Below are 20,667 nucleotides of genomic sequence, written 5' to 3' on the forward strand. Positions count from 1 at the left end.
GCGAAACAATGACCCTCGCGCATTTTACAAGACGATTAGGGATTGTTTACTGAGTGAAATCGCAAATTTCACATAAGCCGTTTTTTGCTGGGAACGGCTTTGAGCAGATATGATCGGAAATATAAGAATATGTTTCCGATCATAGATCTTAGAATGTCTGGTTGCCACTGCCGATATCGCCGAGCGTGCGCAATGAGATGTTGAAGCCGATGCCGTGCGAAGCCTTGTCCTCACCGGGATTACGCGTCTGCGTATATGCCATCATGTAAGTGAAGCATTCGTCATCATAGGCAAGGCCGGACGATGCACGGACGAGGGTATTCGACACGAGATCGTAAGTGCCCGAGCCGAAAACACGCCAGTTCGCATTGACCTTGGCCGAAGCGGTGCCGCTCACTTCCTGACGCAAATCATTATAGCCATAGGCTGGCTGAGGGGTGATATAAGCATATTGCGCCGTCAGCGTCAGCTTTTGCCAGCTCTGCTGCACTTCAAGTTCGCCGCGACGTACCGACAGGCTGTCCTTATCGAAGCGACCGCGTGCAGCCAGCGCCAGACCGGTCGAATTGGACGTGCCGATCATCGCAACATAGTCCGAACGCGCACTGTCGAGACCCGAATCCGCACCGACATTCACGAAGTCGCTCGTTGCATAGGAATTCAGGCCTGCCAGCTGGAACGACTGCCCCGCCAAGGCGTAGAGCGCCCAATCGCTGTTGTTGAAGCTGCCGGAATAGCGGAAGCCGAGATTGGCGCGCGTGCCGCCTTCAACGCGGTCATAACCAGAGAACTTGTCGCGCGAGAATAGGTTCGTCGCGTCGAAGACAAAGCTCTGTGCATCTTCGTTCGGCAATTCACCAGCATAACGCTCATTGTTGCGCACATAGATCTGCGCAATTGGTTCGAGGATATGCGTTGAACTGGTGCTCGAGAACAGGATCGGCCAGCGCAATTCGAGGCCCGCAGTCGCCATGGCGCGCAGGGCTTCGGAGCGTACGACGGCGTCTGTGTATCCAGCGGAGGAAAGATCGAGATTCGTATTGGCACCAATTGCATCGGCACGCAATGCGAGCAATGGCGTAATAACCAGGCCGGATGGCGTGATGTAGGTGCGCTTCCATTCCGCTTCACTCGTTAAACGAGCACTTGTTCCACCAAAACCCGGTACACGAGGGTAGCGAGTACCCAAAGGCGTCACATTATCGTTGTCGCGATAAAGCGCTTGCAGATTGGTGTTGATGCTCAACTCGCCGCCATAAACAGATTCAGGCAGCGTATAGGAATAATCCAGACTTGGAAAAACCCAAGGCTGCTTCGAATGTATCTCGTTTGGATCGCCCGGCAGAAGGGACTCCTGCACATTGAAGCGATAGAAATTGAGATCGAAGTAATTCCGGTTGTTGATACCGGTCAGGTAAATCTTCGAAACCTGCGTTCCGGCGTTATATCCTTCGATATTATAGGTGCGGCTGAAATTACGGTCGCTTTGGGCCATGACGTCCCAGCCGTAACGCCAACGGGAATTGATCTCGAAATCACCTTTCGAGGACACCATGCCGCGGTTGTCCACATCGCGATCAACCGTCGCGACATCAAACTCACCGGGTTTGGCCTGATGCATGCCTGCGATACGCAGGTTATAGGTGCCGTTTTCAAGGCGATGACGCCACTCGGCTTCGTTGAGGAAGCCCTGCTTCGTGTAATAGGTCGACGAGAGCGTCACGTCGTAGTTCGGAGCAAGAGCCCAGAAATAGGAGTTCTTGATGCCGAAACCGAGATCGTCCTTATAGGCAAAGCCCGGGAACAGGAAGCCGCTCTTGCGCTTGACCGTTGGGTCAGCCATTTCAAACGCCGGGAACCAGGCCAGCGGAATACCGAGGAACTCGAACTTGCCGCGCTCGAACCGCACCGTCTTCGTGGTGCTGTTCCAGATGATCTTGCGGGCCTTGATCTGCCAGAGAACAGGCCTGTCGGGGTCTTTTTTACACGCTTCGCAAGCCGTGTAGACGCCGTTATTGAATGTCGTGATTTCGCCGTTGCTGCGTTCAGCACTTTCGGCGGCAAAACGCGTATTATCCGTCGTCTCGACGCGCAGGCCATTGACGAAGCCGTCGCGGAAACTGTCGGTGACATCCATGTGATCGGAATAGATCTTGTTGCCGTCGCGTTCGACAACTTCCACATTCCCGGTCGCCGTCATGCGTCGGGTCTGCTGGTTATAGGTCACCTTATCGGCGACAAGGCGGTTGCCGTCATACTCGATCTTGACCCGACCCTGAGCGGTGACGGTGTTCACATCGCGATCATAGACAAGCTCATCCGCCTGCAGAAGCATCCGTGCATTCGGATCGCTCTGATAATTGGCTCCCAATGCGTCCTGCGCCGAAGCGGGCGAGGGCATGACTGCGACAGATATGAAAGGCAAAGCAAGGACGCACGCCAAGGCGGTCCCGCGCGAGAAGCGCGTGAGCAGCTGGGGCAATACCATGCGGGTGTTACTCAAACCCACTAACCATCCTCCTTATGCAACAAAAAGGAGACACCAAAGAATGTCGCAATAATCACAGGAACCCAGGCAGCTACAAACGGCGGGACGAATCCCGCATTGCCGAATGCTTTGACCAGTACCGAAACGACATAAAGCATGAAGCCAGCGACAACGCCACCCAGAATCATCGCGCCGGACTGGCCGAAACGCACAAATTTCAGGGACACTGTTGCAGCAATGAGCGTCATCGCCATCAGAAGCGCAGGCAAGGCCAGAAGTGACTGGTATTGCATGTCAAATGCGTTTGCTGAATAGCCGAATGAACGCGCGACTTCGATCTTGCGTCGTAGTTGGGTGAAGGGAATCGTATCGGGAGAAGCGAGCTTCTCTTCGACATATTCGGGTCGCAGCTGTGTGGGGATCGCAAAACTGTCCATTTTCTTGGGCTCTTCGCCGCGCGCGAATCGCGTCACGTCGGTAAGCTGCCAATGACCATCCATCAGCTGGGCCACGCGGGCGTCGTAACGCACGCTGATGTTCTTCTGGCTGTCGAACTGGATGAACGTCGCGTCGGCCAGCCTCGCGCCCTGATCCAGAATGCTCTTCGCGCCGATGATGGTTTCGCCTTCGTCGGTCTTCTGGCGAAGCCATGGATCGCGCAGCGCGGAAACATCGGTCACTTTGCCGTTTTTCCATGTCGCCGCAATTTCCTCAGCCTTGGAGAAGCCATAGGCCGCCAGCGGATTGAGCACCAGAATCGTCGCGACGCCGAATAGCAGCGCGCCGAAGCAGGCGGGCAGCAGAAATTGCCAGGCCGAGACACCAACCGAACGCGCGACGACCAGCTCATATTTGCGGTTAAGCGAAATCAGCGTCGCCATTGCGGAAAACAGCGCCACGAATGGAATCATCTGCTGCATGATGAACGGCACGCGCATGGCGGAAAGGCCAAGCGCCGCCCACACCGTATAGTCAGGCAGATTGGAGAGTTTGCTGGCATTCTCGGTGAAGTCGAGAAGCATCGAAAGCGCGAAAATGCCGAGCAGAAAATAGAAGGTGATCTGCACGTAGCGCGTGAAGAAGTATCGACCGAGCGTCCAACCGATCATGCCTGACCTCCCGCATTGCCGCGGAAGCGGCCCGTCACGCGATCATAAAGATCGGAAACAAACTTCCGGAGACGGTCGAAGCTGTCGAGCAACCTGTCGTTCCACTTGTTGGGCAGCCCGATGCTGCGCCCGGTCGCCAGCGCAAAGCCGGTGAAGAGCATGACGGCAATCGGCACGAAATACATCACGACAATATAGGACGCGTCCTTGTCGGCGCGATCCGAGGCGAAATATCCGGCCCAATAGACGAGAAGGGCGGTGCTGATGGCCGAAAACGATGCGGACACCCGTGCTTCCCGATGCGAGCGGGAATCGCCCGCGAAAGCCAGTGCGATCATCGCAAAGACCACCGGATAGAGCCATTGCGTCAAACGGCGATGCAGTTCCGCCTTATAACGCAGCGGGCGCGTTTGCAGGATCGGATCGTTCGGGTCCGGATTGAGCAGATAGGATAGCGGACGGTCCTTGGCATAAATCACATAATCGTCGCCGGCAGAGGCAAACTGGCTGAGGTCGAAAGCATAGGAATCGAATTTGATGATCGAAACCGTGCCATCGGACACACTGCGGCGCTGCACTTCGCCATTCTGCATGAGCAGCATGTTGGCGCCGGTCTCCGTCGTGGCGATGCCACCGTCGGCTGCGTAATAGATGAGATCGAGCGACGGATCGCGGGAATCCGCGATGAACAATCCGCCAATGCTACCATCGGAACGGCGCTCGGCCACCTGAATATAGAGATTGTCAGCCAGCTTGCGGAAGCTGCCTTCCTGCACGATCAGATTGACGAGGTCGGCGCTGGCATTGGCGATCATCGCGCGCATGTTCATGCGCGCATAAGGATCGACATAATTGGCGACGAGAAACGAAACGATGGAAATCACCGCCGCAAGCATCAGAATCGGGCGCATGACAGCACTGCGCGGCGCGCCCGATGCATTGATGACGACAAGTTCGGAGTCCTGGTTCATCGTCGAAAGTGTCTGCGTGATGGCGATGATCAGTGCAAAAGGCATCACCAGCGGGATGGCGGACGGGATCAGCAGCGAACTGAACTGAATGATCGTCTGAAAAGTCTGTCCGCTGGTCGTCAGAAAGTCGATGCGCTGAAGCACCTGCACCGTCCACGTAATGCCCACCGCCGCGCCCAGCACCGCGAGGAACATGATCGCCACGCGGCGCAGGATGTACAACTCTATCAATCGCATAGGTGGAGTTTACATCCCGGTTCCGTTGAAGGAGCCCATTCACCATTTTGGAACGGCACTCGCAATAATGAACTTAATCTAATGCCGCTTGGCTAAGATTGCCCGAATAAACGCAGTTAACAGATTACTAAAAGCGAAGCGCTGGCGCTAGCTGTTGTCTGTTAAAAGGATTGAAATGTCCGAAGCAACATGTTTCTGCGCAACAGCTGTTGGAATGACCGAGGGTGTGACCAGAATATCGATTGCATGTGATGGCGCTTCACCCAAGTTAACGCAAAACTGATAAGGAAGGGCTTGCACCCTTGCTGTTTCGCCATATTCGTCTCACATGAGTGATGAAAAGTCGCGACACAATCGTGTCATTTGTTCATCGGCCATCAGTTTGGAGTTATCATGTCTAAACGTCCTTCGATTTCTTTCAGCGCGTTTGAAGCACCTGAAAAAGGCGCAGCCATCGTTCTGGTTGCCAAAGGCGGAGGCTTCGCTGAAGAGGCGGCGCAGGCTGTCGGTGGGGCGGAAAAGATTGCGCGCATCCTTGAAATCTCGGATTTCACCGGCGCATTGGGCAAGACTGCTGAAGCAATCGAAACGACGGCTGGCGGCATCGACAAGATTATTCTCGTCGGCGTTGGCGAGCCGGGCAAGCTTGGCAATGATGACTGGCTGAAGATCGGCGGTGCGGCATTTTCGCGAATCGGCAAGTCCGAACGCGCGACCGTCACGCTGGCTCTGCCGGAAACGACGATTGCGGGCGACGAAGCTGCCGATGTGGCGCTTGGCATGATTCTGCGGTCCTACAAGTTCGACCGTTACAAGACGCGCAAGAACGAGGAAAACGCCGAGCCGAAACACGCCGCGAAGATCACCATCAACGTTGCCGATACGCACAGCGCGAAGAAGGCCCTTGAAGTGGCTGAAGCCATTTCCGATGGCGTCATCCAGGCGCGCAATCTCGTCAACGAGCCGGCCAATGTACTCGGCCCGGTGGAGTTTGCCGAAGAAGCGGAAAATCTTGAGAAGCTCGGTGTGAAGATCGAGATTCTCGGTGAAAAGGAAATGAAGAAGCTTGGCATGGGCGCGCTTCTCGGGGTTGCGCAAGGATCGGTGCGCCCGCCGCGTCTCGTCGTCATGGAGTGGCAGGGCGCGAAGGGCAAGGAAAAGCCCGTCGCATTTGTCGGCAAGGGCGTCGTGTTCGACACGGGCGGCATTTCGATCAAGCCCGCCGGCGGCATGGAAGACATGAAGGGCGATATGGGTGGCGCGGCAGCCGTAACGGGCCTGATGCGCGCGCTGGCCGGACGCAAGGCCAAGGTCAATGCGATTGGTGTGATCGGCCTTGTGGAAAACATGCCTGACGGCAATGCGCAGCGTCCAGGTGACATCGTCACCACCATGTCTGGCCAGACCATCGAGGTTATCAACACCGATGCGGAAGGCCGTCTGGTGCTGGCGGATGCGCTGCACTACACCAATGATCGCTTCAAGCCGCGTTTCATCATCAATCTGGCCACGCTGACCGGCGCGGTCATGGTTGCGCTCGGCCAGTATCATGCGGGTCTGTTCTCCAACGACGACGAGCTGGCAGACCAGCTTTACGATGCCGGTCAGGCAACGGGCGAGAAGCTGTGGCGTCTGCCGCTTGGCGCCGAATACGACAAGATGATCGATTCGAAATTTGCCGATATGAAGAACAGCGCCGGGCGTTATGGCGGCTCGATCACCGCTGCGCAGTTCCTGAAACGCTTTGTCGGCGAAACACCGTGGGCGCATCTCGACGTGGCAGGTACGGCAATGGGATCACCAGCAAACGAATATAGCCAGACCTGGGCTTCCGGCTACGGCGTGCGTCTGCTCGACCGCCTTGTCCGCGATCATTTCGAAAGCTAAACTCTTTTTGAAACAAGAAGATGGGGCGGGAATGTGAATCATTTTCTCCGCCCCGCTTCGCAGACATTTCTGGGACATGCATGGCAGAAATCCTGTTCTACCATCTGACGGAATCGACCCTCGACGAAGCTCTGCCGGGCCTCGTCGAGCGATCGCTTGGGCGCGGCTGGCGCGTGACGGTGCAGACCGTCAGCGAGGAAAGGCGGGATGCGCTGGACAATCTGCTATGGACCTTCTCCGACACGTCCTTCGTTGCCCACGGCACCGATGCGGAACCGAACCCGGAGCTGCAGCCTGTCCTGCTGACGACGACCGAAAACAATGCCAATGGCGCAACCGTCCGCTTTCTGGTGGAAGGTGCGGGGTTGGAGCAGGTCGGCAATTACGAACGGCTTGTGGTGATGTTTGACGGTCACGATCAGGACCAGCTCGATATTGCGCGCGGGCAATGGAAAGCTTTCAAGGCGGAGAACCACGATTTGACTTACTGGCAGCAGACGCCGGATCGCCGCTGGGAGCGGAAAGCCTGATGCGTCCGGTTTTTGTTGCGATGATCGTGGCGGGCGTCGGGCTTGGCCTGGGCTACCCTTGGTATATGCGCCATTTCACCGGCAGCGAGATCGGCCGCTGGACAATGCTGGAAAACCGGCAGAGCGGCTTCAAGGTACAGCAAGTGCGCCTTGAAGCGGGTGATGCGCCGGTGCGCGTCTTCATCGATGCCACGCCTTTGCCGGGCTATGTGCCTGCAGAACGCCGGTCCGCGCTGACGCTTGCCGTCAGTCGTGACGGCCAGCCGGTTCTGTCGCAGGGGCTTGATTTCGTTTCGAATAGCAGCTCGGTCAATACGGACCGCCCGCAGGACGGAACGCCGCTGCGCCAGAGTGCAGGCGATATTGATCCGGTCATCCCCGGCCAATATGCGTTTCGTCTTGTTCAGGGCAATACGGACGGCCTGCAAATATCGAAGGCCGATCTGGTTCTGCGCCGTGGAGCGGAAACACCGGACGAAACCTTTACCACCATCGGTCTGGTTTTGGGTGTGCTGGGCGTCTATGGCCTGATGCGCACCCGTCTGCGCCGACAGAGCTGATCCTATGCAGCTTGTCCGCACCATTTCAGACCGTTTGCTTTTGCTTCTTTTGTCGGCTGTGGTGGCATTTATCGCCTTGTTTCCGCTTGAGCGGCTTGGCGTTTTCGGCTCGTCTTTTGAAGGATCGAGCGGATACGTCGCGGTCTATTTCGGATTTCCGATCCTGACCGTCATTTTCGCGGTTCTGGCAGTCCGCTTCGGGCCAAGACCGTTGCCGGTCTGGGCGCGCATCGTCGGATGGGTGCTGCTGGCGCTTGTGTTCGCTCTTGGATTTATCGGTTGAGCAATGGCGGATTAATCCGCCATCGCCTCTTCATATTCCGATGAAAGCTCCAGCCATTTTTCTTCCGCACTCGCGAGCGCGGATTTCGCATCGCTCATATCCTTGTTGATGCGAATGGCCTTTTGTGGCTCTTTCTCGTAGAGCGCCGGGTCTTCCAGCTGAGCGGCGAAAGCTTGAATCTGTTTCTGCAGTTTCTGCATCAAGCTCTCGGTTTCCTTGATCTTTTTCTGCAAGGGGGCCATGGCTTCGCGCTTTTGCGCAGCAAGCTTGCGCTGCTCCGCCTTGTTGACCTTTGGACCTTCGTCACGGTCAGTGGCGGGTTCGCCCTTGGCGTCAGCCAGTACGATCTGGCGATATTCATCGAGATCGCCTTCAAACGCTTTTACGCCGCCCTCGCGCACCAGCCAAAGCCGTTCCATCGTGGCTTCGATCAGATGCCGGTCATGCGCGATCAGGATGACAGCACCGTTGAAGGCGTTGAGTGCATGGACCAGCTCTTCGCGACTGTCGATGTCGAGATGGTTGGTCGGTTCATCGAGGATCAAAAGGTTTGGACCGTGGAAGGTCGCAAGCCCCATCAGAAGACGCGCCTTCTCGCCGCCGGAAAGATCCTTGGCGGGTGTCAGCATCTTTTCCGTCGAAAGCCCCATCCGCGCCACGCGCGAGCGAACCTTTGCTTCGGGCTCGGTCGGCATCAGCTTGCGCACATGCTCGATGGCGTTGTCTTCCGGCACCAGATCGTCCAACTGATGCTGCGCGAAGAAGGCCACCTTCAGATTGGGCGAAATGGTCAGCGTGCCGTTTTCGGGCTTCAACCGGCCCGCGATCAGCTTGGCCAGTGTGGACTTACCATTGCCGTTTGATCCCAGCAGCGCGATGCGGTCATCATTGTCGATGCGCAGCGTCACATTGCGCAGCACCGGCTTGCCCGGCACATAGCCGACATCAGCGTGATCCAGCGCGATGATGGGCGAGGCGGCTTTCTTTTCCGCATCGGGAAAGCTGAAGGGCTGCACATGGCTCTCGACATAAAGGTCGATCGGTTTCAACCTCTGCAACGCCTTGAGGCGGGACTGCGCCTGCTTGGCCTTGGTTGCCTTGGCGCGGAACCGCTCGACAAAGGATTCCATGTGCTTGCGGTGCGCTTCCTGCTTGGCATGGGCCTTTTGCTGCAATTCCAGCATTTCATGCCGCTGCCGCTCGAACTGATCGTAATTGCCGCGCCAGAAGCTGATTTTCTTCTGGTCAAGATGCATAATCGAGGTCGTGGCCGAATTCAAAAGATCGCGGTCATGGCTGATGATGATGACTGTGTGCGGATAACGCTTCACATAGTCGACCAGCCACAGCACGCCTTCAAGATCGAGATAGTTGGTCGGTTCGTCGAGCAGCAGCAGGTCCGGTTCGGCAAACAGCACCGCAGCCAGCGCCACGCGCATGCGCCAGCCGCCGGAGAAGGCCGACGCCGGGCGCCGTTGCGCTTCCGCGTTGAAGCCGAGACCGGACAGGATCGCGCCTGCGCGCGCTTCGGCTGAATGGGCGTCGATATCGGCAAGCCGCGTGTGAATTTCTGCGATGCGATGCGGGTCGGTCGCTGTTTCGGCTTCCTCCAGAAGCGCGGTGCGCTCCTTGTCCGCCTTCATGACGATTTCGATCAGCGCTTCCTCGGTGCCGGGGGCTTCCTGCGCCACCTGACCGATGCGGGTGTTCTTCGGCACTGATACGCTGCCGGTTTCCGGCGCGAGATCACCGGTGATCACCCGAAACAAGGTGGACTTTCCGGTGCCGTTGCGACCGACGAAACCGGTCTTCGACCCGGCTGGCAGCGTCACGCTGGCATGATCGATCAGAAGGCGTCCGGCGATGCGGACGGAAATGTCATCGAGAATAAGCATGGACAGGCTTTTGCACGGCTCCGGCGTTTCCGCAAGTATCAACATAGATCAGGCGAAGCGGCGACCGCCTTCCGTGCGCTGGAATTGCGAGAGATCAAGCGATGGGGCGCTGGTGCCGAGCCGCGTCAGGGCCGCATGGATCTGGCCGCGATGGTGGGTCTGGTGATTGAACAGATGCGCAAGCGAAGGCGCCAGTCGCTGGCTCATCGTGCGCATGTCCGAAACGGTCGTGTAGGTAAAGCGCCCTGCGAGCTTGTCGGCGTTTAATCCTTCGGTATAGCGGCAGATGCGCTCATCCTCGGCATGGCGCAGATCGCGCAGCGTGATGAAATTGTCGGTAATGATGGCGTCGAGTTGCTTTGGATGGTCGCCTTCGCCGGTAAAACGCTTCATCCAGATGCGGTCGGTAACCAGAAGATGGTTGAGCGTGCGATGGACTGAGCCGAAGAACAGGCCGAGATCCAGCCGATATTCTTCATCGCTCAGATCGGCAGCGGCGGCATAAAGCAGCTCGTTCGCCCAGCGATTGTACCACGCAAACATTTGAAAATGCTGTTCCATGCAATCCCCCTCTATCTGACAGCCTGAATCAGAATGGCGTTATCTATGCCTTCAAATTTCTGCCGTCTCAAGCCGGTAAACGGGTTGCGATGCTCGCTAGCTCTTGGCAATCAGGCCTATCGACGGTATAGAGCCTCACTTTTCTAAAATTTCCCAGCAAACAAGGTGTCATAATGGCAATCGAACGTACCTTCTCCATGATCAAGCCCGACGCGACCCGCCGCAACCTGACCGGCGCAATCACCGCCAAGCTTGAAGAAGCTGGTCTGCGTGTTGTCGCTTCGAAGCGCGTCTGGATGAGCCTGCGTGAAGCACAGGGCTTCTACGCTGTTCACAAGGATCGTCCTTTCTTCGGCGAACTGACTGAATTCATGTCTTCGGGCCCGACGATCGTTCAGGTTCTCGAAGGTGAAAACGCAATCGCCAAGAACCGCGAAGTCATGGGCGCCACCAACCCTGCAAATGCAGACGCTGGCACGATCCGCAAGGAATTCGCCCTGTCGATCGGCGAAAACTCGGTTCACGGTTCCGACGCTCCAGAAACCGCTGCCGAAGAAATCGCTTACTGGTTCTCGGGCACCGAAATCGTCGGCTAATCCGATCCGCATGCATGAAAAAAGCCGGGCTCGCGCCCGGCTTTTTTGTATCTTTTCTCAAATCAGATCAGAGATTTTGCGCCAGTGTCGCGATCTCTTTGCCTTCCTGATCGAGAAGGACGAGCTTGCCTACCGTATCAATCTTGTAGGATCGCGTTCTGGTCAATGTGTCGAGGAACTTGCGTTCCTGGTTCATGAGTGCGGGTGGACACTGCATGTAGGTCGATCCGACCTCGGCGAAGGAAATATTCTCGCCCGTCACCGTGGCTTTGCTGAAATAACGATTGCAGCCGCCCGAACCGCTGACGGATCCATCGGAGGTGACGGTCAGTGTGGTCTGGGCATTGTCGATCACGCCGCCACCCTGAATGTCTTCGGCCAGCCAGTCCTTGCCTTCAATACCGATGGACACGGCTTCGTCGGCGCTCTTGCGAACCATGACGACGCGCATTTCCACCGGAGCACCGGGATTGGCCGGATCGATGGTGTAATTCTGGTCATTGACGAACCAGAGCGTATCGCCAGCCGTGATACGGGCCTGCAAGGCGTAGGTGTGGCCGGATTGAATCTGATCGGTGTCGAAATTGATCGCGAAGGGGATCGGCGATCCTTGCGCGGATTCAATGCGAGTTTCGGCAATCGTTGTGGACGGCGCATCGGCAAGCGAGATATCCGCAAGCTGCACGGTCAGCTTGGCCTCGGGGGGCAGGGCGATGCGCTCACGATACATGACCTTGCCACTGACAGTCTTTTCCGCAGCAATGCTGCTGGTCGGCATGGATGTGGTGAGGAACAAGGCGGCGCCACCAAGCGCGCCAAGACCGACCACAAGAGCCGCCGCAATGGAAAGAGTGCTTTTCAGTAGTTTTCGCATTCTTAAAGTCCGAAACCTTATTCCTGCACAGTCGGGGAGAATCCCCGTCGTGACAGTGTTGCCGTGCCCATTGCTCCGTTCGCGATCCATATCTGACGGGAGCCTGATTCACTCCGCTGACAGTAATGAAATCTTCATGTGAAAATTGTGGCAGCACAAGTAAATGCGACCCAAATTACCCTTTATTTTAGGGGTTTAAATAGTTAATTCGCACTTAAAGATAAACGCAGTTTTCAGCAAATACATCAGCGCACTGTTTGGACGGCTCAAGTATCGCGTGACTTGAGCCACCGCTGACGACTCAAATCGTCGTCTGCCTTGGCCTCTACCCACCCATCCGCTGTGCCATTGACGAGGTGTTCGCGCTTCCAGAACGGTGCGCCGGTCTTCATGAAATCCATCAGGAAAGAGGCGGCCTCGAAGGCGGCGAAGCGATGCGCCGAAGCGGTCGCGGCGAGGACGATATTGTCGCCGGGCTTGATGAGCCCATAGCGATGAATGACGGATATGCCGAGAAGCGGCCAGCGCGCCATCGCCTGTTCGGCAATGCGCCTGATCTCGGCTTCGGCCATGCCCGGATAATGTTCAAGTTCAAGCGCGGAGAGGCGGCCATTTTCGTCCCGGCAAAGCCCGGTGAAGGTGACTATGGCCCCGATATCCTTGCGCCCGTCGCGAAGCTTTTCCACTTCCGCCGCCGCGTCGAAATCATCTTCGCGAACGCTGACGAACAGCGGGCAAATTGGTTGCCCGCTCATCTCAGCCACCCGTCATGGGCGGGAAAAGTGCTACCTCGTCGCCGTCCTGGATGAATTCGTGGTGTTCGGCATGTTCCTGATTGATCGCCGCGCGGATAACGTCGCCATGTTCGAAAGCGGCTTCATATTCTTCGCCGTGGGTTTTCAGCTGGCTAATGAGTTCGCCGACCGTCACTTTCGGGGCAGGGAGGACGATGAGGTCCTCATCCTTGCCGATTTTCTCCCGCACCCAGGCGAAATAGACGACTTTAACGCTCACGAGCTTAATCCATCACGTGCTTCAGGCCTGCCTTGAAGTAATCCCAGCCCGTATAAAGCGTGAGGATTGCCGAAATCCACAGCAGGACAATGCCCAGTTCCGTTACATAGGGCATGATTTTATCACCGGCAGGGCCAGCGAGCAAAAAGGCCAATGCAACCATTTGCGCTGTGGTTTTCCACTTCGCGAGACGCGAAACCGGAACGCTGACTTTCAGTTCCGCCAGATATTCACGCAGGCCGGAAACCAGAATTTCGCGACACAGGATGATGATCGCCGCCCAGAGCGTCCAGCCAGCGATGGTGCCATCGGCGGCCAGAAGCAGCAGAATGGCGGATACGAGAAGCTTGTCTGCGATCGGGTCAAGCATGCGACCGATGGTCGAGGTCTGCTTCCAGATACGGGCAAGATAGCCGTCGAAGAAATCGGTGATGCTGGCCACGATAAACAGGCCAAGAGCGGTCCAGCGCGCGAAGTCGCTGGATTCGAGGCGCCCCTCCACAAAGAAGCACAACACCACAAGCGGCACGGCGACAATCCGTCCATATGTGAGGATGTTGGGCAAGGAGAGGGTATGTTTGTTCTGCATTGTTCCGCCGTAACGTTATTTTGTGCACATCAACAGGGATGACCAATAAAATCAACTCTTGTGCAGGTGTTCTGCTCGGACCTTATGACGCTGGCGCGCAAAAGCGCATCAAAATTGCGTCACCGGTCACGAAAATGATCGTGAATGGTGCGTGCCATTGCCTCCGATATGCCGTCGATCTGCATCAGGTCTTCCATCGCCGCACGGGAAACAGCCTTTGCCGTTCCAAAATGATGCAGCAATGCGCGTTTGCGCGATGGGCCGATTCCCGCAATTTCATCGAGCGGGTTCTTGACCATTTCTTTCTTGCGCCGTGCGCGATGCGTGCCGATGGCGAACCGGTGTGCCTCATCGCGCATGCGCTGGATGAAATAGAGAACCGGATCGCGCGGCGGCAGGGTGAAAGGCTGCTTACCCTCCACGAAAAACCGTTCGCGTCCCGCTTCACGGTCCACGCCCTTGGCGATGCCGATTGCATTGACCAGATTGGCGATACCCATCTCGTTGAGAATCTGACGCACAGCCCCCACTTGCCCCTGTCCACCGTCAATGAGAATCACATCGGGCCAGGCCGGGAAACTGTCATTTATTTCAGGCACTTCAGGGCTTTCCGGATCGGGTGCTTCATCCGGCGCGCCATGCTCCTTCACCAGCCTTGAGAAGCGACGCTCGATCACTTCGCGCATCATGCCAAAATCATCGCCCGGCGTGATATCTGTCGAGCGGATATTGAACTTGCGATACTGGTTTTTGACGAACCCTTCCGGTCCGGCGACGATCATGCCACCGACGGCGTTCGTGCCCATGATGTGCGAGTTGTCGTAAACCTCGATGCGGCGTGGCGTACGCGCAAGGCCGAATGTCTCTGCCATGCCTTGCAGCAGGCGCGCCTGCGACGAGGTTTCGGCAAGTCTGCGGCCCAGCGCTTCGCGCGCATTGGTCAGGGCGTGATCGACAAGGTCCTTCTTCTCGCCACGCTGGGGCACATTGACCTGCACCTTATGACCGGCGCGGGTGGAAAGCGCCTCGGCGATGAGCGACTGTTCTTCCACGGCCTCAGACAGAAGCACAAGGCGGGGGCAGGGTTTGTCGTCATAGAACTGCGACAGGAATGCGCCCAGAACTTCCGCCGGGCCAAGCGAGCTGTCGGCTTTTGGATAATAAGCGCGGTTGCCCCAGTTCTGGCCGGTGCGGAAGAAGAAGACCTGAATACAGGTCATGCCGCCTTCCTGATGGATGGCGAACACATCGGCTTCTTCGACCGTCTGCGGATTGATGCCCTGATGTGACTGGACATGCGAAAGCGCTGCCAGACGGTCGCGATAGACTGCCGCATGTTCGAAATCGAGATCGGCAGATGCCGCCTGCATGGCGGTGGCCAGATGGTCTTTCACCGACTGGCTCTTGCCGGACAGGAATGCTTTGGCCTCCGAGACCAGCTCGGCATAGTCGGCATCGCTGATTTCGTGCGTGCACGGACCGGAGCAGCGCTTGATCTGATAAAGCAGACAGGGGCGCGTGCGGCTTTCGAATACCGAATCGGTGCAGGTGCGCAGCAGAAAGGCGCGTTGCAACGCGTTGATTGTGCGTCCTACCGCCCCGGCCGACGCGAAGGGGCCGAAATAGTCGCCCTTGCGAGAGCGTGCGCCGCGATGCTTGAAAATACCCGGCGCGCGATGATCGCCCGTCAGCAGAATATAGGGAAACGACTTGTCGTCGCGCATCAGCACATTGAAGCGCGGGCGCAATCGCTTGATCAGATTGGCTTCGAGCAGCAGCGCTTCGGTTTCGGTGCGCGTGACGACAAATTCCATCATCGCCGTCTCGCGGATCATCCGGACGATGCGATTCGAATGGGCTATGCCGCGCGCATAATTGGAAACGCGTTTCTTGAGATTGCGCGCCTTGCCGACATAAAGCACGTCACCGTCACTGTTGAACATGCGATAGACGCCGGGATTGTTCGGCAGCCGTTTCACGAAGGCGTTGATGATATCCTGACCGCTGAGACCTGCCGTATCCGGCAGTCCATCGGACGAGTCCCACTGGATCTGATCGGCCATTGAAGGCGCAGCAACAATTTCGGAACCGGTGTCGTCGCTGTCTTCATCATCTTCGGCTTCCGCATCGCCAATGATAATACCGGCCACGTCCTGCTCGTCGTCGGACGGCAGGTTAGAGCCAGTATCGTCATGGCTTTTGCGGTTGCCGCTCATTCAGTGATTCCTGCGATGTCGGGGGTTTCCCATGCCAGATGTTGCCCGCCGTCAAGCGCGATCATCTGGCCGGTAATGGAACGATTCTCCCAGAAGTAACGCACTGTGCGCCCGAATTCCGGCAATTCTGGCGCACGTTGCAAGGCGACCTTGCTGACCTGTCGTTCAAAATCACCCGGTCGCTGCCGCTCACTCGGCAAGGTCGGACCCGGCGCAATGGCGTTGACGCGAATGCGCGGGGCCAATGCCTGCGCAAGCGTGCGGGTTGCATTCCAAAGCGCTGTCTTGGACAGCGTATAGGAGAAGAAGTTCGGATTGAGCTTCCAGACGCGCTGGTCGATTACATTGACGATCAGCCCGTCCACTGCTTCCGGCAGAGCCTTGGCCATTGCTTCGGAAAGCATGACCGGGGCTTTGAGGTGAATCGCAAAATGCTTGTCCCACAAAGCCATGTCGAGATCACCAACCCGGTCATCCTCAAACAAGGACGCATTATTGACGAGCAGGCGGATCGGGCCGATCTGGCGCTCTGCTTGCGCAATAAGGCCGCGCACATCCTGCTCGGATGAGAGGTCGGCCTGAACGACGCAGGCCGTTCCGCCGCGCGCAATGATGGCGTCGGCAAGAGCCTGACCTTCTTCGATGGAACGGTTGCAGTGGATCGCAACAGGGAAGCCATGGGCTGCGAGGTCTTCGACAATCGCCTTTCCGATGCGCCGTGCGCCGCCCGTCACGAGGACCGGACATTTTGCAAGCTGGCTGACTTCCTGTTCGTTCAACACGGTAAACACTTTCTTATCGAGATTCTCTCGTGATTTTCATGCCATTTTGCTCGTCAGATTGCATCCATTAATAGCGGGAAATACGTCCGCTACTGACAAAATGCGAGCAATATCAGTTGCTTCTCGTAGCGAGGGAGTGAGTTGATTGCCCCGCAACAATCCGCACCCGCTCATATAGTCACAAAAGCTTGGCGTTGCGAGAATGCAACATCGCATTTTTGCCATTTTCTCGTCGGGTTTTCTTCACAGAAGCGGGCATTTCGTGCCGCAATTACCGACGATACCTCCTCCCCATCAGCACGGCATGGGCAACTTCGAACTCCCAACATGCTGCCCGCCCGATAAGGGACCGTGTCAAACGTAATTTGTGTAAGGAGAATGCTATGCGCACTCTTAAGTCTCTCGTAATCGCCTCGGCTGCGCTGCTGCCGTTCTCTGCGACTGCCTTTGCAGCTGACGCCATTCAGGAACAGCCTCCTGTTCCGGCTCCGGTCGAAATGGCTCCCCAGAACACCTGGGCTGGCGGCTATACCGGTCTGTACCTCGGCTACGGCTGGAACAAGGCCAAGAATTCGAATGGTTACGGCGAAGTAAAGCCTGACGACTGGAAGGCTGGCGCTTACGCTGGCTGGAACTTCCAGCAGGACCAGTTCGTATACGGTGTTGAAGGTGACGCCGGCTACTCCTGGGCCAAGAAGTCCAGGGACGGTCTGGAAGTCAAGCAGGGCTTTGAAGGCTCGCTGCGTGCACGTCTCGGCTACGACCTGAACCCGATCATGCCATACATCACCGGTGGTATCGCCGGTTCGCAGGTTAAGCTCGACAACGGCTTTGATGACGAAAGCAAGTTCCGCGTTGGTTGGACTGCTGGCGCCGGCATGGAAGCCAAGCTGACCGAAAACATCCTGGGCCGCGTTGAATACCGCTACACCCAGTTCGGTAACAAGACCTACGATCTCGGCAACGAATCGGTTCGTAGCAAGCTCGACACCCATGACATCCGCGTCGGTCTCGGCTACAAGTTCTAATTATCTGATAATTGAACACGGAAAACCGGGCAGGCAACTGCCCGGTTTTTTGTTGCTCGAATTTTTCTTCGGGCAAACAGGCCGCTTAGTAACCTTCCTGCTGTGCGGTATCGATCAGCCATTTACGAAAAGCGGCCATCGCGTCCGTTTCCGGGCGCGATTGAAGTCGGGCCAGCCAGTAGCTGCCCATCGTCACCGTTTGTGGGAAGGGCTGGACGATTGTTTCGGCGTGAAGCTGCCGGGTGAACATTGACGGCGGCGCAAGCGCGACACCTGCCCCCTGTATTGCAGCTTCCATCATGGCCAGCGACGAATCGAACATGATGCTTTTGGGCAGCGGCATGTCGCCGGTGACGCCAGCAGCAGCAAACCATTGCGACCATTCATCGGCCCGATAGGACCGAAGCAGCGTATGGCGAGCGAGATCAGGCGGGTTTTTCAGCTGACTGGCTATGTCCGAAATGCACAAGGGCGAAAGCGGCGCTTCCAGAAGGCGGGTTGCCTCGACACCGTGCCACGCCCCGGACCCGAACCGAATCGCAAAATCCAGTCCCTCAGCGGCGATGTCGACGCGGTTATTATTGGTCGAAAGCCGCAAATCGATAAACGGATGCGTGGTCTGAAAATCGCGCAGGCGAGGGATCAGCCAGCCGACGGCCAAAGTTCCGACCACACCAACGCGCAGAACCTCGCGATAATGTCCGCCTTCAAAACGTTCCAGCGTCCCGGCAATGTTATCGAAGGCCTCCCGCAAGGTGGGCAGCAGCGTTTCACCTTCATGGGTGAGCAGCAATCCGCGCGGCAAGCGTTCGAACAGGGTGACATTGAGGCGGCTTTCGAGGCTTTTCACCTGATGGCTGACAGCGGCTTGGGTCACGCATAATTCGATTGCCGCCTTGGTGAAGCTGAGATGGCGTGCCGACGCCTCGAAGGCGCGCAGTGCATTCAGCGGAAGATGAGGCCGGACCATCGCTATACCCAAATTTTTCTAATGTCAGAGGCAAGATAACGTCGTTTGTTTCGGACGTATAGCTCGCTTATATCGAGAGTGCCGAATAGACGGGTTTTGATTTCAATTCACCTGCATCCGGTTTAACGCGCGTTATTTCACATGAGAAAACACCGATTCCTTCCGCATGTCTCCCACGCGGCAGGGAAATCGGTTCACAATGAGGATTGCGTATAAGTCATGAGAAAAACTACCGTTTCCGCCTTGAGCATAACTGCCGTCGCCAGCCTGTTGACCAGTGTCTCCGTACAGGCCGCAAACGCGCCGAGCGAGAAAGAAATCAGGCATCTGGTCGATGAAACGATCAAGCCTGTCATGGCCGAACACAAGATTCCCGGAATGGCTGTCGCCGTTACGGCGGGTGGCGAGACCTACTTTTTCGGCTATGGCGTCGCCTCTAAGGAAAGCGGACAGAAGGTGACCGAAGACACGATCTTCGAGATTGGTTCCGTCTCCAAAACCTTTACCGCGACGCTCGGCGGGTTGGGGCTTGCGGAGGGTGCGTTTAAACCGGGGGACACGGCGACGAAATACGCTCCCAAACTGGCAGGCAGCAGCTTCGACAAGGTCTCGATGCTTGATCTTGGCACCTACACTGCTGGCGGTTTGCCCCTGCAATTTCCAGACAGTGTCACCGACCACAAGACGATGATCTACTATTTCAAGAATTGGAAGCCGGATTATCCTGCGGGCACGCAGCGCCGCTATTCAAATCCGAGTATCGGTCTGTTTGGTTATCTCGCCGCTCAAAGCATGGGCGAGCCCTTCGACAAGGTGATGGAAACGAGGCTCATTCCAGCCTTCGGCCTGAAGCACACATTCATCCAGGTGCCTGAAAGCCAGATGAAGAATTACGCCTATGGCTATTCGAAAGCCAACAAGCCGATCCGCGTGTCTCCCGGCGCCTTCGACGCGCAGGCTTATGGAATCAAGACCACTGCGCCGGACCTGATCCGTTTCGTTCAGTTGAATATGGACAGCACATCGCTTGGTCAGCCGATGCAAAAGGCCGTAGCGGCCACGCATACCGGCCATTACAAGGTCGGTGACATGACACAGAGCCTTGGCTGGGAGCGTTACGCCTATCCTGTGAGTCTGAAAACGCTGCTTGGCGGCAACACCTCCGATATGGCGATGAAATCGCACAAAATCGAAAAGCTCGACCCACCTTTGCAGCCGTCGGACGACATGCTGCTGAACAAGACCGGTTCGACCGGTGGTTTCGGGGCCTATGTGGCCTTTGTGCCGGGCAAAAAGATCGGCATTGTGATGCTTGCGAACCGCAATTATCCGAACGATGCACGGATCAAGGCCGGTTACCGCATCCTGAAGGCGCTGGACGGCAATCAATAATCGCTGAAAATACAAACGCCCCGGATAGCGGCTGCCATCCGGGGCATTTGAAAGCTTGGCGCAGAACTTAGCCTTGCGGCAGCAAAGCCGCCAGTTCCGGATGCAGTTCCTGATAACGCTTGATCCAGCGCTTCAGCTTCGGACGTCCACGTTCCCATTTGCCATCGAAGCGCAGCGCGAGATAGCCCAGCACAGCAGCGACGGCGATATGGCCCGCATGCAGCTTGCCCGCCAGACGCGGCGGGGCCTCATTGAGCAGGTCGAGCGCACGCTCGGCCTTGCGCCATTGCAGATCCAGCCATGGCTGGTGGATTTTATCTTCCGGGCGCAGGCGGCGTTCATAGACATGCGCGAGCAGAACGTCGGCCAGGCCATCGGCAATGGCTTCATAACGCTCGGCATCGGTGCGCTTTTCCGCGTTGCGCGGGAAAAGCTTGTTGCCGGAAACGCGGTTCAGATATTGGGTGATGGCGCGGCTGTCGAACACCGCCTTGCCGTCATCGGTAACAAGGGTTGGAATCTTGCCAAGTGGATTGGCGTTGATGAGGTTCTCCGGCTCCGCCGACGTGTTCACGACCACGCTTTCAAAAGGGACGCCTGCATAATGCGCGGCCATGCGCACCTTCGCGCTGTAAGGCGAGGCGGGTGAATAGAGAATCTGCGTCATATTTGATTCCTGAGAATG

At 56.9% G+C, this 20,667-nt stretch carries 20 protein-coding genes; 7 read left to right on the top strand and 13 right to left on the bottom strand.

Annotated features, from left to right (window positions below; genetic code table 11):
- Window positions 1-148 precede the first annotated feature (148 nt).
- The 3 genes from HWD97_RS12310 to lptF are packed head-to-tail and all read right to left on the bottom strand — an operon-like array spanning window position 149 to window position 4,805.
- Window positions 149-2,488: an LPS-assembly protein LptD gene (locus tag HWD97_RS12310; RefSeq protein WP_371835097.1), complete on the bottom strand. Its 2,340-nt coding sequence runs from the start codon at window positions 2,486-2,488 to the stop codon at window positions 149-151.
- A gap of 20 nt (window positions 2,489-2,508) precedes the next feature.
- A complete protein-coding gene (lptG, locus tag HWD97_RS12315; RefSeq protein ID WP_124915599.1) occupies window positions 2,509-3,597 on the bottom strand; it encodes an LPS export ABC transporter permease LptG in 1,089 nt (362 codons plus the stop codon).
- A complete protein-coding gene (gene lptF / locus HWD97_RS12320; protein ID WP_121535607.1) occupies window positions 3,594-4,805 on the bottom strand; it encodes an LPS export ABC transporter permease LptF in 1,212 nt (403 codons plus the stop codon). The genes lptG and lptF overlap by 4 nt, the downstream gene beginning before the upstream one ends.
- Before the next feature lie 393 nt (window positions 4,806-5,198).
- Between lptF and HWD97_RS12325 the strand changes: the two genes are divergently transcribed.
- The 4 genes from HWD97_RS12325 to HWD97_RS12340 all read left to right on the top strand — a co-directional run bounded on the left by HWD97_RS12325 (window position 5,199) and on the right by HWD97_RS12340 (window position 8,065).
- Window positions 5,199-6,692 carry a leucyl aminopeptidase gene (locus tag HWD97_RS12325; protein ID WP_371835075.1) on the top strand — a complete coding sequence of 498 codons (1,494 nt, stop codon included), beginning with the start codon at window positions 5,199-5,201 and terminating at the stop codon, window positions 6,690-6,692.
- Between the two features lie 80 nt (window positions 6,693-6,772).
- Complete coding sequence (locus tag HWD97_RS12330) at window positions 6,773-7,222, top strand: DNA polymerase III subunit chi (protein ID WP_109368672.1); 450 nt, start codon at window positions 6,773-6,775, stop codon at window positions 7,220-7,222.
- Window positions 7,222-7,782 carry a type IV secretion system effector BspB gene (gene bspB / locus HWD97_RS12335; protein WP_109368673.1) on the top strand — a complete coding sequence of 187 codons (561 nt, stop codon included), beginning with the start codon at window positions 7,222-7,224 and terminating at the stop codon, window positions 7,780-7,782. Before HWD97_RS12330 ends, bspB begins: the two co-directional genes overlap by 1 nt.
- A gap of 4 nt (window positions 7,783-7,786) precedes the next feature.
- Complete coding sequence (locus HWD97_RS12340) at window positions 7,787-8,065, top strand: hypothetical protein (RefSeq protein ID WP_109368674.1); 279 nt, start codon at window positions 7,787-7,789, stop codon at window positions 8,063-8,065.
- A gap of 11 nt (window positions 8,066-8,076) precedes the next feature.
- Here the strand turns inward: HWD97_RS12340 and HWD97_RS12345 are convergent, their stop codons facing one another.
- Window positions 8,077-9,960, bottom strand: coding sequence for an ABC-F family ATP-binding cassette domain-containing protein (locus tag HWD97_RS12345; protein WP_109370200.1), 1,884 nt, complete (start codon window positions 9,958-9,960; stop codon window positions 8,077-8,079).
- A 48-nt stretch (window positions 9,961-10,008) separates the two neighbouring features.
- Window positions 10,009-10,521 carry a DinB family protein gene (locus HWD97_RS12350; RefSeq protein WP_109368675.1) on the bottom strand — a complete coding sequence of 171 codons (513 nt, stop codon included), beginning with the start codon at window positions 10,519-10,521 and terminating at the stop codon, window positions 10,009-10,011.
- A gap of 173 nt (window positions 10,522-10,694) precedes the next feature.
- Here HWD97_RS12350 and ndk point away from each other — a divergent pair, with 173 nt between their 5' ends.
- Window positions 10,695-11,117 (top strand): nucleoside-diphosphate kinase, encoded by a 423-nt coding sequence (gene ndk / locus HWD97_RS12355; RefSeq protein ID WP_109368676.1) that lies wholly within the window; start codon window positions 10,695-10,697, stop codon window positions 11,115-11,117.
- Window positions 11,118-11,184: 67 nt separating this feature from the next.
- Here the strand turns inward: ndk and HWD97_RS12360 are convergent, their stop codons facing one another.
- The 6 genes from HWD97_RS12360 to HWD97_RS12385 all read right to left on the bottom strand — a co-directional run bounded on the left by HWD97_RS12360 (window position 11,185) and on the right by HWD97_RS12385 (window position 16,601).
- A complete protein-coding gene (locus HWD97_RS12360) occupies window positions 11,185-11,991 on the bottom strand; it encodes a YbaY family lipoprotein (protein WP_121535619.1) in 807 nt (268 codons plus the stop codon).
- A gap of 266 nt (window positions 11,992-12,257) precedes the next feature.
- The gene (locus HWD97_RS12365) at window positions 12,258-12,746 is read right to left on the bottom strand and encodes a molybdenum cofactor biosynthesis protein MoaE (protein ID WP_109368678.1); all 489 of its coding nucleotides are present in this window, start codon (window positions 12,744-12,746) and stop codon (window positions 12,258-12,260) included.
- A 1-nt stretch (window position 12,747) separates the two neighbouring features.
- Window positions 12,748-13,005, bottom strand: a complete 258-nt coding sequence (gene moaD, locus HWD97_RS12370; protein ID WP_109368679.1) for a molybdopterin converting factor subunit 1 — start codon at window positions 13,003-13,005, stop codon at window positions 12,748-12,750.
- Window positions 13,006-13,009: 4 nt separating this feature from the next.
- Window positions 13,010-13,594 carry a CDP-diacylglycerol--glycerol-3-phosphate 3-phosphatidyltransferase gene (pgsA, locus tag HWD97_RS12375; RefSeq protein WP_078340745.1) on the bottom strand — a complete coding sequence of 195 codons (585 nt, stop codon included), beginning with the start codon at window positions 13,592-13,594 and terminating at the stop codon, window positions 13,010-13,012.
- A gap of 119 nt (window positions 13,595-13,713) precedes the next feature.
- Complete coding sequence (gene uvrC, locus HWD97_RS12380) at window positions 13,714-15,810, bottom strand: excinuclease ABC subunit UvrC (protein WP_339439846.1); 2,097 nt, start codon at window positions 15,808-15,810, stop codon at window positions 13,714-13,716.
- Window positions 15,807-16,601 carry an SDR family oxidoreductase gene (locus tag HWD97_RS12385; RefSeq protein ID WP_371830776.1) on the bottom strand — a complete coding sequence of 265 codons (795 nt, stop codon included), beginning with the start codon at window positions 16,599-16,601 and terminating at the stop codon, window positions 15,807-15,809. The genes uvrC and HWD97_RS12385 overlap by 4 nt, the downstream gene beginning before the upstream one ends.
- A gap of 374 nt (window positions 16,602-16,975) precedes the next feature.
- Between HWD97_RS12385 and omp25 the strand changes: the two genes are divergently transcribed.
- The gene (gene omp25 / locus HWD97_RS12390) at window positions 16,976-17,620 is read left to right on the top strand and encodes an outer membrane protein Omp25 (RefSeq protein ID WP_339439845.1); all 645 of its coding nucleotides are present in this window, start codon (window positions 16,976-16,978) and stop codon (window positions 17,618-17,620) included.
- Between the two features lie 85 nt (window positions 17,621-17,705).
- Here the strand turns inward: omp25 and gcvA are convergent, their stop codons facing one another.
- On the bottom strand, window positions 17,706-18,590 hold the full coding sequence (gcvA, locus tag HWD97_RS12395) for a transcriptional regulator GcvA (RefSeq protein ID WP_339439844.1): 885 nt from the start codon (window positions 18,588-18,590) through the stop codon (window positions 17,706-17,708).
- Between the two features lie 219 nt (window positions 18,591-18,809).
- Here gcvA and ampC point away from each other — a divergent pair, with 219 nt between their 5' ends.
- Entirely contained in the window at window positions 18,810-19,982 is a 1,173-nt protein-coding gene (ampC, locus tag HWD97_RS12400; RefSeq protein ID WP_371835076.1) for a class C beta-lactamase, read from the top strand.
- A gap of 67 nt (window positions 19,983-20,049) precedes the next feature.
- Here the strand turns inward: ampC and HWD97_RS12405 are convergent, their stop codons facing one another.
- Window positions 20,050-20,649, bottom strand: a complete 600-nt coding sequence (locus tag HWD97_RS12405; RefSeq protein ID WP_140024820.1) for a glutathione S-transferase — start codon at window positions 20,647-20,649, stop codon at window positions 20,050-20,052.
- Between the last annotated feature and the right edge of the window lie 18 nt (window positions 20,650-20,667).

This window comes from Ochrobactrum sp. C6C9 (assembly GCF_022627935.1).
Taxonomy (GTDB): Bacteria; Pseudomonadota; Alphaproteobacteria; order Rhizobiales; family Rhizobiaceae; genus Brucella; species Brucella teleogrylli.